Below are 13,802 nucleotides of genomic sequence, written 5' to 3' on the forward strand. Positions count from 1 at the left end.
ACGTTTTTTTGGGCTGGAGCACCTTAAAACTGGCAGTTAAACTGTCTGACAAATTATGACCTCGTGGATCCGGCAGGATATGGAACTGAAAGCAACTTCAATGGGCAAACGCCTGGCGCAGCACCCTTACGACAAGGTTGTCCTTCTCAATGCGGGAGTGAAAGTCTCCGGGGAACGCCACGAATATCTTATTCCGTTTAATCAGCTACTGGCCATTCATTGTAAACGAGGGCTGGTATGGGGGGAGCTGGAGTTCGTCTTGCCGGCAGACAAAGTGGTGCGACTCCACGGGACCGAGTGGGCGGAAACCCAACGCTTCCACTACCATCTGAACACGCGCTGGCAACAGTGGAGCCAGGAGATGAGCGTGATAGCCGCACAGGTGCTGCAACAGGTGCTGGACGATATCGCGCTAAGCAATACGCAGCAGAAGTGGCTGACGCGCCAGCAAACCGCCGGGCTTCAGCATAAAATTGCCCAGGCGCTGACGGCATTGCCTTTACCGGTGGCGCGGCTTGAGGAATTTGATAACTGCCGCGACGCGTGGCGGAAGTGTCAGGCCTGGCTGAACGATATCGAGAAAAGCCGTCTGGCGCATAACCAGGCCTGGACTGAGGCGATGCTTACGCAATATGCCGATTTTTTCAGTACGGTGGAATCATCGCCCCTCAATCCTGCCCAGGCGCGCGCCGTGGTGAATGGCGAGCAGTCTCTTTTAGTGCTGGCAGGCGCCGGGAGCGGCAAAACGTCGGTGCTGGTGGCACGCGCGGGCTGGCTTCTGACAACGGGCGAGGCGGTTGCCGACCAGATTTTGCTGCTGGCCTTTGGTCGCAAGGCGGCGCAGGAGATGGATGAGCGCATTCAGGCGCGTTTGCATACCCAGGATATCTCGGCGCGCACGTTCCACTCCCTCGCTTTACACATCATTCAACAGGGCAGCAAAAAAGTCCCTGTTGTCAGCAAGCTGGAGAACGACGCTCAGGCTCGCCAGACGCTGTTTATCAAGGCATGGCGTCAGCAGTGCAGTGAAAAAAAGGCGCAGGCGAAAGGCTGGCGTCAGTGGCTTGAAGAGGAACTCAACTGGGAGGTGCCGGAGGGCAGCTTCTGGCAGGATGAAAAGCTGGCGCGCCGGCTGGGCTCTCGTCTTGACCGGTGGGTAAGCCTGATGCGCATGCACGGCGGCTCTCAGGCGGAGATGATAGAAAGCGCACCGGAGTCGATCCGCGCCGTGTTTTCTAAGCGGGTTAAGCTGATGGCGCCGATGCTGAAAGCGTGGAAAACCGCGCTGAAAGACGAAAACGCGGTCGATTTTTCGGGGCTGATCCATCAGGCCATTATCATTCTGGAGAAAGGGCGCTTCGTCAGCCCGTGGAAACACATTCTGGTGGATGAGTTTCAGGACATCTCGCCGCAGCGCGCTGCGCTGCTTTCGGCGCTGCGGGCGCAGAATAAACACACGTCGCTGTTTGCCGTGGGCGATGACTGGCAGGCTATCTACCGTTTCAGCGGGGCGCAACTTTCTCTCACGACGGCCTTCCACCACTATTTTGGGGAAGGCGATCGCAGCGATCTGGACACCACCTACCGCTTCAACTCGCGGATTGGCGAAATAGCCAACCGTTTTATTCAGCAGAACCCGCATCAGCTGTCGAAACCGCTTAACAGCCTGAGGTCTGGGGATAAAAAGGCCGTCACGCTGCTGGCGGACGATCAGCTGGAACCGCTGCTGGATAAACTGAGCGGCTATGCGAAACCGGATGAACGAATTCTGGTGCTGGCGCGTTACCACCACCTCAAGCCGACGGCGCTGGAAAAAGCGGCGACGCGCTGGCCAAAACTACAGCTCGATTTCATGACCATTCATGCCAGTAAAGGGCAGCAGGCCGACTACGTGATTGTGGTGGGGCTAAAAGAGGGGAGCGACGGTTTCCCGGCGCCGGCGCGGGAATCCGTGATGGAAGAGGCGTTATTACCTGTTCCGGAAGATTTCCCGGATGCAGAGGAGCGGCGCTTACTGTACGTGGCGATAACCCGCGCGCGCCATCGCGTGTGGCTCTTGTTCAACAAAGAGGAGCCGTCGGTGTTTGTCGATATTTTGAAGAGTATTGACGTGCCGGTGGCGAGAAAGCCGTAACGCGCCGGGCAAATTCTGTAGGCCCGGTAAGCGCAGCGCCACCGGGCAAAAAACTACTTCAGTCTCTCCGCAAGATAACGCTGATAATCCGGGATCAAAATCTCCACCGGATCGTTAAACTGCGGCGATTCAATGATGAAATCTGCCGTTGAAAGATTGGTGGCTACCGGAATGTTCCACACCGTCGCCAGACGCAGCAGCGCTTTAACGTCCGGATCATGCGGAACCGCGTTCAGCGGATCCCAGAAGAAAATAAGAACGTCAATTTTACCTTCTGAAATCTGAGCGCCTACCTGCTGGTCACCCCCCATCGGGCCGCTCAGCATGGCATTCACTTCCAGACCGGTTTCGCGGTGGATCAGGTTGCCGGTTGTTCCCGTAGCAGAAAGGGCATGATGCTGTAAAAGAGGCTGATGGCGACGAACCCAGTTAAGCAGCATTTGTTTACAGTGATCGTGCGCAACCAGAGCAATGTGCTTGCGCGCCGGAAGTGTGCGTGTTGTCAGTTCCATAATCTTATCCGTGAGGTTACCTCGCTACACGATGACGGGAACTGACTGATGCTGCAAGAGAAAGGACAAAAAAATGTGGCTTACGACGAAGGTTGTTGTTTTGCCCATTGCAGAAAACGGGCGCGCGTGTCCGGATCGGCATTCTGGAACCAGAACTTGAGACGTTGCTCAGTAAGGGTCTGCGACTGAGGGGGGAGTACATCCAGCTCCGATACGCCCGAAAGCAGGGTACTGTCATCCGCCATCATGGTGGCGAACTGGGGCAGCGAGGCGCGCCTGCTGGCCCTGTTGTAGGTCTCGGTGTCCGCTTCATAGTCAGTTCCCTTTGGCCTTTTTGTCAGCGCCAGAATATCCAGCTTTACCGGGATGGGCATGGAATCCCCGTCCACCAGTTCAATGCGCGGCGAGGCATCAAATGCCAGTGACTCCTTTTCTGTCTCAAGGCGCGGGAGACGAAAATTGACCTGGCTGATACGCTGGGTATTAAAGCTGACCACCAGCGGAGGCGAAATGTACACCTGCTGTTCGTCGTCGGCGAGGCGAATGGTCTTTTCCACCCGAAAAACCAGCTGATGCGGGCCGTTATCCAGCTCGATGCTGTCTGCGCCCCGTAGCAGGGAGCTGGAGACTTTTTTCCCGTCCAGCACCAGCAGGTCAATGTCGGTTGTGAGTCTGAGAGTAGTTGCGAAAACACAAACCGGCATGATTAACGCAACCACAGCCCAGGCAATGCCGGTTTTCATAGCAGACTCCTGTAGACAAACTACCCGGTAAGAATGTATCAAAATTTTTCGATAAACACGTTTACTAACATATAGACATATTCTGCCGTTTTGCCCTCATACTTCTGTATGGGATGCGTGGTTGAGATGTTCGCTTTGACGTACACTTTGAAAAAAACCAGGAGGAACAGCATGAAAGAGAACGACATTGTCGAGATTCTGACGACCACGCGCACTATCGCGCTGGTCGGCGCGAGCGATAAACCGGATCGCCCAAGCTATCGGGTCATGAAATACCTTCTGGACCAGGGATATCACGTGATCCCGGTCTCGCCGAAGGTGGCGGGGAAAACGCTGCTGGGTCAGCAGGGTTATGCGACGCTCGCGGACGTGCCGGAAAAGGTGGATATGGTGGACGTTTTTCGTAATTCAGAAGCGGCCTGGGGCGTGGCGCAGGAAGCGATCGCCATTGGCGCGAAAACGCTGTGGATGCAACTGGGCGTGATTAATGAGCAGGCGGCCGTGCTGGCACGCGATGCCGGGCTGAAAGTGGTGATGGATCGCTGTCCGGCAATCGATATTCCCCGTCTGGGGCTGGCAAAATAAAAAAAGCCCGTTTGACGGGCTTTTTTACACCTTTAGTTACGCAGTCTTGGTGCCTGTAACTGTTTGCGGATGGTCTGAGCAAGCTCGTCCATAGTGGGTTGTTCCGGATGCTCATCCTGTAGTTCACCACTCAGCTGCGCTTCGGCAAGATAGGTATGGACAGGCTGACCATCGTCGCCCTCCATAACCACATGATACCAGGGCGCGGCGCGAAGCTCTGCGTCAACGGCCAGATCGTCTGCTGACGGTTCATCAAGGGAATACTCCGGGTCGATATCCACGACCACACCCAAATATCCAAGCAAGGTGTGGCGGACCTGCTGGCCGATACCGAATTTGCTGGCAATCATAGTCACCTCCCGGGAAACATTACATACACACTATGTGCGGGCAATATTTCTCTTTTCAAGTTACATGACGCGACAGGCAAACCCTTTCAGATACAGCCCTTCCGGGTAGGTAGCGATCACCGGGTGATCGGCGGCCTGACGGAACTGCTCTATAAATTGTACATCACGACCCGCATCTATTGCGGCATCGGCGATGATTTTTTGGAATAAATCTGTCGTCATCAGGCCAGAGCAGGAGAACGTCAGCAGTACGCCGCCCGGGTTCAGCAGCTGGATCGCCAGCATGTTAATGTCTTTATAGCCACGGCAGGCGCCCATCAGCTGGCTTTTATTTTCCACAAACTTCGGCGGGTCCATCACGATGACGTCAAATTTCTCGCCCTGGTCGCGGTATTTACGCAGTAGTTTGAACACGTCGTCGCGCACAAACTCCGCTTTGCTCAGATCCAGCTTGTTCAGCTCAACGTTCTGTTTCGCCACATCCAGCGCTTCCTGTGAGGTGTCGACGCTCACAACCTGGGCACAGCCGCCCATCAGGGCAGAGACCGCAAAGCCGCCGGTATAAGAGAAGCAGTTCAGCACGCGCTTATCGGCAACGTACTGGCGCGTTGCCAGACGGCTGTCACGCTGGTCGAGATAATAACCGGTCTTATGGCCGCCCTGGATGTCCACCAGCAGCTTCATGCCGTGCTCCTCGATAGGCAGCAGGGCAGGCGGCAGTTCGCCGGTGACCGGGCCCTGCGTCAGCTCCATGCCCTCTTTTTTACGTACCGCCACGTCGCTGCGGTCGTAAATGGCACATTCCGGGAACAGGGTTTGCAGGGCGCTAATCAGCGCGGCACGCTGGTATTCCGCCCCGGCGCTCAGCAGCTGCAACACCAGGAAATTGCCGAAGCGGTCGATGGTCACGCCCGGCAGCCCGTCGGACTCTCCGGCAATCAGACGATAGCTGTCCAGCCCGTCACGCTTTGCCAGCCACTCACGCCACTGCTGCGCCTGTTGCAGACGACGGACAAAGAAGTCGATATCGATGGCTTCTTCTTTATTGAACGTCCAGACGCGCGCGCGGATCTGAGATGCAGGCGAGTATGCGCCGCGTGCTAACCATTTCCCCTGATGGTCAACAATATCGATGGTTTCACCGAGGCTGGCTTTACCTTCCATGCGGGCAACCGCGCCGGAAAAGACCCAGGGATGACGGCGCAGTAATGACTTCTCGCGCCCTTTGGCTAACACTAAACGTACACTCATAATTTGCTATTCTGTCGATTCCAATGAAATGGCCGCCATTTTCCCGACTTCAGTGAGGAAATGCAACGCGCCAGTCGGATAAGGAGAAGGATGATGTCAAATGTTTGCACCATTGCCTGGGTCCATGGCCTTGTACAGGGCGTCGGATTCCGCTACAGCACCCAGCGCGAAGCCCTTCAGCTCGGGCTGACGGGGTATGCGCGTAACATGGATGATGGCAGCGTGGAGGTTGTGGCCTGCGGTGAGGCGGATCGGGTTGAGAAGCTGGTGGCGTGGCTGAAAGCGGGCGGGCCGCGCAGCGCGCGGGTTGATAAGGTGCTAACGGAACCGCATCAACCCGGCCGGGAATACGCTGACTTCAGTATTCGCTATTAAATGCATTTTACCGGCTTTGGCAGGCCGGCGATTTTTGTCGCCTGTTTAGCCGGGCCTTTCGGAAACAGGCGATACAGATAACGGCTGTTGCCTTTCTCTTCGCCAAATTTATTCGCCATGGCTTTGACCAGCATGCGGATAGCTGGCGACGTGTTGAATTCAAGGTAAAATTCTCGCACGAAGCGCACCACTTCCCAGTGTTCCGGGGAGAGGGTAATTCCTTCGTTATCCGCAATTTTCTCCGCCAGCGCTTCGCTCCACTGGCTGCTCTCTTTCAGATAACCGTCGTTATCGGTTTCGATCTCTTTGCCTTCAAAACTCAACATATTCATTCACGCGTTAGTCAAAAACCGCCTAAGTTTACCAAAAAAAACAAAGCCCCGCATAAGCGGGGCCCTGTTCACAGCACGGTGTGTTAATCGCGGCTGGCGAAGCCCAGGATGCTCAGCAGGCTGACAAAAATGTTGTACAGCGACACATACAGGCTCACGGTGGCGCGGATATAGTTCGTCTCACCGCCGTGAATGATGTTGCTGGTTTCATACAGGATTGCGCCGGATGAAATCAGGATAAACACCGCGCTGATTGCCAGATGCAGCGCAGGCAATTGCAGGAAGATGTTCGCCAGCATACCGACCAGTACAATCACGATACCCGCCATCAGCATACCGCCAAGGAAGGACATGTCCTTACGGGTGGTCAGCACGTAGGCCGAGCAGCAAAAGAACACCAGCGCGGTACCGCCCAGCGCCATACCAATCACGTCGCCCATTCCGGCAGACAGATAGGCATTCAGGATTGGCCCCAGAATGTAGCCCAGGAAGCCGGTAAAGGCGAACGCGGAGAGAATCCCCACCGGTTTATCCGCGGTTTTGTAGGTCAGGAACATCAGACCGTACATACCCACCAGCGTCAGGATCAGGCCTGGAGAAGGCAGCATCAGTACGGTGCTGGCCGTTGCGGTGATCGCCGAAAACGCCAGCGTCAGGCTGAGCATGAAATAGGTATTGCGCAGCACCTTATGGGTGCTGAGTAGCGATGTGCGGTCGCGTGAAGAAGTAATTATACGATCCATGAGTCACTCTCTTATGACAGATGTAATTAGCGCAAAGAATAGGAAACGGCGCGGCAGACGCAAAGTGGTTTTACCCATCTTTACTCAGCCCCTTAGGGATTATGCTGGTTTTTTATTCTGGCAAAGCCTTTGTACTCAGAATGAAGTGCGGTTTGTAGGGCGTATTCAGATCAACCTCTTATAGGTCACTGAAAAATATTGCGTTATTTCCCTAAGGCCGCTAAGAGTTATTTCCGGATCGTCATAAAAACAGACAATAAGGCGAAGGAAATGAAACCACAAACACGCACGCACTTTACACTCTCTTTGTTAACCGCAGGGATCCTGTGCGCCAGCACGGCAACCTGGGCGGCTAACGTGCCGGCAGGAACCCAGCTGGCAGATAAGCAGGAACTGGTCAGGAACAACGGCAGTGAACCCGCCTCGCTCGACCCGCATAAAGTCGAAAGCGATGTCGAATTCAATATTATCAGCGATTTATTCGACGGGCTGGTCAGCGTCTCTCCGGCAGGTGAAATCCAGCCGCGCCTGGCGGAGAAATGGGAAAATAAAGACAACACCGTCTGGACGTTCCATCTGCGCCCGGGCATTACCTGGAGCGATGGAACCCCCATCACCGCGGAAGATATTGTCTGGAGCTGGCAGCGGCTGGTCGACCCGAAAACCGCCTCTCCGTATGCCAGCTATCCCGGTAGTATGCGTATCGTCAACGGCACTGATATCGCAGAAGGCAAAAAAGCGCCCGAGTCGCTGGGGGTGAAAGCCATCAATGACACCACGCTGGAAGTGACGCTCACGCAACCTAACGCCGCTTTCCTGGCGATGCTGGCTCACCCGTCTCTGGTGCCAATTGATAAAGTCCTGGTAGGCCGTTTCGGTGATAAGTGGACCAAACCGGAGCACTTCGTCAGCAGCGGGGCCTATAAACTGTCACAGTGGGTGGTTAACGAACGCATTGTGGCGGTGCGTAACCCGAAATATTGGGATAACGAACATACCGTCATTAACAAGGTGACCTATCTGCCCATTTCCTCTGAAGCTGCTGACGTTAACCGCTACAAAGCGGGCGAAATCGACATTGTCTACACGGTGCCGATCAACCAGTTTGCTCAGCTGAAGAAAACGCTGGGGAGCGAGCTGGATGTATCGCCGCAGCTTGCCACCTATTATTACGAATTCAACACCACCCGGCCGCCGTTCAACGACGCCCGCGTGCGCAAGGCGCTGAACCTGGCGCTGGATAAAGACATTATCGCCGATAAAGTATTAGGGCAGGGTCAGCGCCCGGCATGGCTCATCAGCCAGCCGGATATTGGCGGCGTCAAGCTCCAGAACCCGGATTACGCCAGCTGGCCGATGGATAAACGCATTGCCGAGGCGAAAAAGCTGCTGGCCGAAGCCGGATTTAACGACAGCCATCCGCTCAGCTTTAATCTCCTCTATAACACCTCGGAATCGCACCAGCGTATTGCCATTGCCGCCAGCTCAATGTGGAAGAAGAACCTCGGCGTGGAGGCGAAGCTGCAAAATCAGGAGTGGAAAACCATGCTTGATACCATGCACACCCATAATTTTGACGCGGTACGCTACGCCTGGATTGCCGATTACGACGATGCGGCAACCTTCCTGAACAACTTCCGTACCGGGGACAGCCAAAACACCACTCAGTACAGCAATCCGGACTACGATCGGGCACTGGTGAACGCGGCGAAATCGAAAACGGCGGAGGAGCGCGGTAAATTCTACCAGCAGGCAGAAGATCTGCTGGGACGCGATGTCCCGGCGATCCCTGTTTATCATTACGTGCGCACGCACCTGGTGAAACCGTGGGTAGGGGGCTTCACGCCAGACAAGCTCGGGTACTACTACACCAAAGATATGTACATCAAAAAGCACTAACGATCCGCGGTGGATATTATGCTGTCAAAACGGCCAATCTGTCGTCTATTCAACCGATTAAACGCATTTTGGCTATTTTTAAAGCGAACGAATGCGCGCACTCTTTACAGCGCGCGGTGAGGTGTTTATAGTTCGCCTCACTTAGGAAGCGTGGCCGAGCGGTTGAAGGCACCGGTCTTGAAAACCGGCGACCCGAAAGGGTTCTAGAGTTCGAATCTCTACGCTTCCGCCAAATTCGAAACCCCTGCGATAGCAATATCGCAGGGGTTTTTGCTTTTGCGCCAGTCTTCCGTCATGCCACCATGTTGTAGCTTATCGTGATCCCGGCGTCGGCCTTGCAGACCTGAGCTTTTACGCACCAGGTGTCCTCAATGTTTGCCGGCGTCAGAACCGCTTCGGGCGCGCCCGTGGCGGCGATCTGCCCGGCCTTCAGGAGGATCAGACGCTGGCAATAATTGGCTGCAAGATTGAGATCGTGCAGTGCAACCACCACCGTAAGCGGCAGCTGTGAAACGAGCCGCATCAGCTCCAGCTGGTGCTGAATGTCCAGGTGGTTTGTCGGTTCATCGAGCAACAGCACCTGCGGCTGCTGGGCCAGCGCGCGGGCTATCTGGCTTCGCTGGCGCTCTCCGCCAGACAAAGAGTGCCATCGCCGCTGGCGTAAGCGGCATAACTGCATCAGGCCAATCGCCTGCTCAACCGCAGCCTCATCGTCGCGCGAGGTTCTCTGGAATGTTTTCCGGTAGGGCGTACGCCCCAGTCTGACAATGTCCTCAACGGTCAGTTCTCCGTCGACCTCAGCATGTTGCGGGACAAACGCCATGTGCTGCGCGCGTTTTTTCAGCGGCATCATGCCGAGCGTTGTGCCATTAAGCGCCACGCGTTCGCCGAGTCGTGGAAACAGCCCGGCGAGACAGCGCAGCAGCGTCGACTTGCCCGAGCCGTTTGGCCCTAACAGGCCGATAATCTGCCCGGATGGCAGGTCGAGATCGATATTCTTAAGCACCGTCTGCGCTTGTCGGGTTACGGTTAACCCGGCCACAGTAATATTCATGGATGCTCCTTTCGGTTTTGATAAAGCAACGCCACAAAGACGGGGGCGCCCACCAGCGCAGTCACTACCCCGATGGGCAGAACCTGGTGCACAATCAGCGTGCGTGAGACGATATCGGCGAGGATCATAAAGTGGGCGCCGATAAGAAACGTCAGCGGGATCGAGCGACGATGGCCCGGCCCGCATAGCATGCGCGTCACATGGGGAATGACCAGCCCGACAAACCCCACTGCGCCGGTGGCGCTCACCAGCGTTGCGGTAACAATGGCACAGGTCAGCAATAAGACAATACGCACGGCGGTAACCGGGATCCCCAGCGTGGTGGAGACCTCATCCCCGAAGGTGAAGGTGTCCAGCGCCCGTGAAAAGAGCAATACCACCAGTAAACCCGCCAGCGTAACGGCCAGCGCCAGCAGCGCGTCAGGCCAGCGCACGCCGCTCAGACTTCCCAGCAGCCAGAACATGACGCTACGGGACTGCTCGGCATTGGCGGACGTGCTGACGACGTACGCGGTCATGGCGTTGAAGAGCTGGGTGCCCGCAATGCCAGCCAGCAAAATGCGCGACGGGCTTTCACTCATCCCGTTTGTTATCACCATGATGAGCGCAAAGGCGGCGCATGAGCCGACAAACGCACCGCTGCTCACGCCAATCACGCTTCCCCCCATGCCGAGAAGCATCACGCAGACGGCCCCCAGCGAGGCGCCCGCGGAAATCCCCAGCAGATAAGGCTCAGCCAGAGGGTTACGCAGGATCGACTGTAACACCAGCCCGCACATCGCCAGGCCGCCGCCGTTGCACGCGGCCATTACTGCCCGGCTCATGCGATATTGCCAGACGATACCTTCCTCCGTTTGCGGCAACGCATAAGAGGTCAAACCCAGTCCGTTGAGGATCGCTTTCCCGGTACTGGCATACGACACCGGCATATCCCCGATACTGGCGGCAAAGACCAGCATCAGCGGCAGCGCCATGGCACCTGCTGCCAGTAAACCCTGCTGGCGGCGGTCAAAAGCGAAATGACTCATTGTTCATCCTGGAAAGAAGCCAGCCGATCGCTGATAAGCTCAACCGCATCGACGTTACGCAATGAAGGGTTTAACGACATCGCTGGCACCACGATGATGTGGTTGTTCCTGACCGCAGGCATGTTCTTTGTCACCGGGTCACTGCGCAAGAACGCTTTTTTTACCTCAACCTCATCGGCAGGATAGAGCCTGCGGGACATCCCGGCGATAACAATCACGTCCGGCTGCGATCGGGCAATATGTTCCCACGTTACAGCGGGCCATTCGTCGTGAGAGTCAATAATGTTCTTCAACCCCAGCGTGCGGCTAATCCAGCCAGGCGCGCCGTAATTCCCCGCCACCCAGGGATCGCCATTCAGACGGCTGCTGGAGAACCAGAATACGACGCTAAGTTGTTTCGCGGAGGCGCGCGCCTGGGCCTTTTTAATACGCTCCGCCAGCGCACGATTGAGCTGCTCACCTCGCGCGGAAACATCAAAAATCGTCGCCAGATCTGTCACTTCCCGCGTAATTTCCGCCAGTGAAAACGGCGCGCTACGTGCTCCGTCTGCGTTTGAGGTTTCCGTTACCGTTTTATCCGTGCAGTCGGCAGGGGAGATCCACGTATTAATCCCCAGCGACGCAAACTGTTCACGGGTTCCCACTTCTCCCTGCGGACCAATGTGCCAGTGATACTGCGCGAGAACGAGTTCAGGTTTCTGCCCTACCACGGCCTCAAAGGAGGGGGAATTATCCGCAAGCCGGGGGAGGTTTTTCCCGGCATCCTCCAGCGTGGGTGGCAGCGTGCCGAACCAGACTGACGTCGCGGCGATGGTTTTCTCCAGCCCCAGTGCGAGCAGTAATTCTGTTTCATGCTGACCCACGGTCACGACGCGCTGAGGAGCCTGCGTAAAGGTCTGCTTTACGCCGCAATTTTCAATCGTGAGAGGCCAGGTGGTTGCGGCGAAAGCGGCAGGTGCCATGGAGAGCAGTGAAGCCAGAAATAACCCTTTTTTAAGTAACATAGAACGCTATCCGAAATTGTTATGTTATAACATAATACATATATTGCGATTGAGAGCAACACGCTCACCGTCGCTTGTTGCAGAAACGAAAGGCTGGACTATTCTCAACATACCCACCTGGCATTCGCGGGTTGCCTGAAAAATAACAAGATTTCTGACCTGGGGGAGTGAGGATGAAAAAGATCCTGCTCGCGTTTGCGTTCTGTTTTGCCGCCCTGAGCGCCTTCTCATCGTATGCCGCAGAGCCCCGCCAGGCGCCTACGGAGCAGGAGCGCGCCCGAACGGTCTATATCTTCCATCAGCCCATCGTCATGCTACAGGCGAAATTTGGCCTGACCACGCCGGAAGAGCGCGTTTTACGCATCCGCAACACCCTGCGCAATTTTACCGAGGCGGATGTGCGTGAGCCGCTCAGCATCGTCCCCGTGACCCGCTATAACCAGCAGGGACGGCTGATAGTGATGAACGGTAAACCTGTGATGCTGCTGACGGAAGGGGATTTGGACGAAGGGGACGATCTTACCCTCGATCAGGCCGCACAGCGCGTGCTGGCGCGCATGGAAGCACAGAGAATGGCGCTGCGCGATCAATACGATTCCGGCTGGCTGGCGCTGTCGACGGTAAAAGCTGCCGCTGGCCTGCTGGCGCTGTTGCTGCTCTGCTACGGCGCGTGGCGATCCTGGCGCTGGTTCCGGCGCGTCTACCGTCGGCGTATTGTGGAGAATCGCAGCCGGGTGCCGCAAAGCTGGCGGCGGTACATTGGCGCCATTGAGATTCGGCTTTACGCCTTGCTGATGTTCCTGCTGGGGTTGATCGGCTTTTACGTCTGGCTGAGCTGGGCATTCAGTCTGTTTCCGTGGACGCGGGTGTGGGGCACGTCGCTGGGAGACTGGACGCTTCGCGTGGTGCAGCAAATCGCCCTGGCGATTGTCTCGGCCTTGCCGGGGCTGACGATTGTTCTGATCATTTTCCTCATTACCGCTTTTATTCTGAAGCTTCTTAAGATGGTGCTGAATCAGGTGGAGGCTGGTCGTCTGCAACTTCCCGGCGTACATCCGGAAACCGTGGGGGCTACCCGTAAGCTCATTTCCGTTGCCGTCTGGCTATTTGCTCTCTCCGCCGCCTGGCCGTTTCTTCCCGGTGCAAACTCGCTGGCGTTTAAAGGTATTAGCGTCTTCTTTGGACTGATGTTAACGCTGGGTTCGGCAGGGGTGATGAACCATGCCATGAGCGGTCTGGTCCTGATTTACTCCCGCGCACTGCGTAAAGGCGATGTCATTCGGGTGGCGGATAACGAAGGTAAGGTCAGTGAAATTGGCATGCTGGCGACCAAAATTATTACCCGGGAAAATTATGTCGTTACCGTGCCCAACGCGGTGGTGGTGAGCGGTAAGATCACCAACCTGAGCGCGCTACAGCCCGATGGCAGCCTCAATCTGACGGTCAGCGTCACTATCGGTTATGACACCCCATGGCGTCAGGTGCATGCCATGCTGGAGCTGGCCGCGAAACGGGCAAAAGGGATTGACCTTTCCGAGCCGCCGCTGGTGCGCCAGTTAGGGTTAATGGACTGGTATATCGCTTACGAATTGCAGGTCCGCCTGCTGCCCGATCAGTCCCTCGCGGTTGCCCGCAATGAACTGCATAGCCAGATACAGGATGTGTTTAACGAATTTAACGTGCAGATCATGTCCCCGAATTTTGTTATGCAGCCAGAGGGCAGCGTGATGGTTGCCAAAGAGAACTGGTATACCGCGCCAGCCAAACCCCCTCAGGGCGAAACGTGACGGCC

Annotated in this window: 14 protein-coding genes and 1 tRNA gene; 6 read left to right on the forward strand and 9 right to left on the reverse strand. The window is 56.1% G+C overall.

The window, feature by feature from the left end; translation table 11 throughout:
- The first annotated feature begins 79 nt into the window (after positions 1 to 79).
- Complete coding sequence (helD, locus tag DD597_RS02215) at positions 80 to 2,134, forward strand: DNA helicase IV (RefSeq protein WP_022650745.1); 2,055 nt, start codon at positions 80 to 82, stop codon at positions 2,132 to 2,134.
- Positions 2,135 to 2,187: 53 nt separating this feature from the next.
- Here the strand turns inward: helD and mgsA are convergent, their stop codons facing one another.
- Both mgsA and DD597_RS02225 read right to left on the reverse strand, forming a co-directional pair.
- Positions 2,188 to 2,646 (reverse strand): methylglyoxal synthase, encoded by a 459-nt coding sequence (gene mgsA, locus DD597_RS02220; RefSeq protein ID WP_003858146.1) that lies wholly within the window; start codon positions 2,644 to 2,646, stop codon positions 2,188 to 2,190.
- Between the two features lie 80 nt (positions 2,647 to 2,726).
- Complete coding sequence (locus DD597_RS02225) at positions 2,727 to 3,389, reverse strand: DUF2057 family protein (RefSeq protein ID WP_022650746.1); 663 nt, start codon at positions 3,387 to 3,389, stop codon at positions 2,727 to 2,729.
- Positions 3,390 to 3,560: 171 nt separating this feature from the next.
- Between DD597_RS02225 and DD597_RS02230 the strand changes: the two genes are divergently transcribed.
- Entirely contained in the window at positions 3,561 to 3,974 is a 414-nt protein-coding gene (locus tag DD597_RS02230; protein ID WP_003858138.1) for a CoA-binding protein, read from the forward strand.
- 32 nt (positions 3,975 to 4,006) lie between these two features.
- On the opposite strand, the gene hspQ is transcribed toward DD597_RS02230, so the two are convergent.
- Both hspQ and rlmI read right to left on the reverse strand, forming a co-directional pair.
- Positions 4,007 to 4,324: a heat shock protein HspQ gene (gene hspQ / locus DD597_RS02235; protein WP_003858136.1), complete on the reverse strand. Its 318-nt coding sequence runs from the start codon at positions 4,322 to 4,324 to the stop codon at positions 4,007 to 4,009.
- 60 nt (positions 4,325 to 4,384) lie between these two features.
- Positions 4,385 to 5,575 (reverse strand): 23S rRNA (cytosine(1962)-C(5))-methyltransferase RlmI, encoded by a 1,191-nt coding sequence (rlmI, locus tag DD597_RS02240; protein ID WP_022650747.1) that lies wholly within the window; start codon positions 5,573 to 5,575, stop codon positions 4,385 to 4,387.
- 93 nt (positions 5,576 to 5,668) lie between these two features.
- Here rlmI and yccX point away from each other — a divergent pair, with 93 nt between their 5' ends.
- Complete coding sequence (gene yccX / locus DD597_RS02245) at positions 5,669 to 5,950, forward strand: acylphosphatase (protein ID WP_003858131.1); 282 nt, start codon at positions 5,669 to 5,671, stop codon at positions 5,948 to 5,950.
- Here the strand turns inward: yccX and tusE are convergent.
- On the reverse strand, positions 5,947 to 6,276 hold the full coding sequence (gene tusE / locus DD597_RS02250) for a sulfurtransferase TusE (protein WP_032610197.1): 330 nt from the start codon (positions 6,274 to 6,276) through the stop codon (positions 5,947 to 5,949). The genes yccX and tusE overlap by 4 nt on opposite strands.
- Before the next feature lie 89 nt (positions 6,277 to 6,365).
- Positions 6,366 to 7,025 (reverse strand): FtsH protease modulator YccA, encoded by a 660-nt coding sequence (yccA, locus tag DD597_RS02255; protein ID WP_003858127.1) that lies wholly within the window; start codon positions 7,023 to 7,025, stop codon positions 6,366 to 6,368.
- Between the two features lie 270 nt (positions 7,026 to 7,295).
- On the opposite strand from yccA, the gene DD597_RS02265 reads away from it, so the two are divergent.
- Positions 7,296 to 8,924 (forward strand): ABC transporter substrate-binding protein, encoded by a 1,629-nt coding sequence (locus tag DD597_RS02265; RefSeq protein WP_047054450.1) that lies wholly within the window; start codon positions 7,296 to 7,298, stop codon positions 8,922 to 8,924.
- A gap of 144 nt (positions 8,925 to 9,068) precedes the next feature.
- A tRNA-Ser gene (locus tag DD597_RS02270) sits at positions 9,069 to 9,156 on the forward strand.
- A gap of 60 nt (positions 9,157 to 9,216) precedes the next feature.
- Here the strand turns inward: DD597_RS02270 and DD597_RS02275 are convergent.
- The 3 genes from DD597_RS02275 to DD597_RS02285 are packed head-to-tail and all read right to left on the reverse strand — an operon-like array spanning position 9,217 to position 12,010.
- On the reverse strand, positions 9,217 to 9,978 hold the full coding sequence (locus DD597_RS02275; protein ID WP_048208978.1) for an ABC transporter ATP-binding protein: 762 nt from the start codon (positions 9,976 to 9,978) through the stop codon (positions 9,217 to 9,219).
- The gene (locus DD597_RS02280) at positions 9,975 to 11,006 is read right to left on the reverse strand and encodes an iron ABC transporter permease (RefSeq protein ID WP_022650751.1); all 1,032 of its coding nucleotides are present in this window, start codon (positions 11,004 to 11,006) and stop codon (positions 9,975 to 9,977) included. Before DD597_RS02280 ends, DD597_RS02275 begins: the two co-directional genes overlap by 4 nt.
- Positions 11,003 to 12,010 carry an ABC transporter substrate-binding protein gene (locus DD597_RS02285; protein WP_022650752.1) on the reverse strand — a complete coding sequence of 336 codons (1,008 nt, stop codon included), beginning with the start codon at positions 12,008 to 12,010 and terminating at the stop codon, positions 11,003 to 11,005. The genes DD597_RS02280 and DD597_RS02285 overlap by 4 nt, the downstream gene beginning before the upstream one ends.
- 173 nt (positions 12,011 to 12,183) lie before the next feature.
- Between DD597_RS02285 and DD597_RS02290 the strand changes: the two genes are divergently transcribed.
- On the forward strand, positions 12,184 to 13,797 hold the full coding sequence (locus DD597_RS02290; protein ID WP_032608975.1) for a mechanosensitive ion channel family protein: 1,614 nt from the start codon (positions 12,184 to 12,186) through the stop codon (positions 13,795 to 13,797).
- Positions 13,798 to 13,802: the final 5 nt, after the last annotated feature.

The organism is Enterobacter cloacae complex sp. 677-3DZ2D5B (assembly GCF_004136695.1).
GTDB lineage: Bacteria > Pseudomonadota > Gammaproteobacteria > Enterobacterales > Enterobacteriaceae > Enterobacter > Enterobacter hormaechei_C.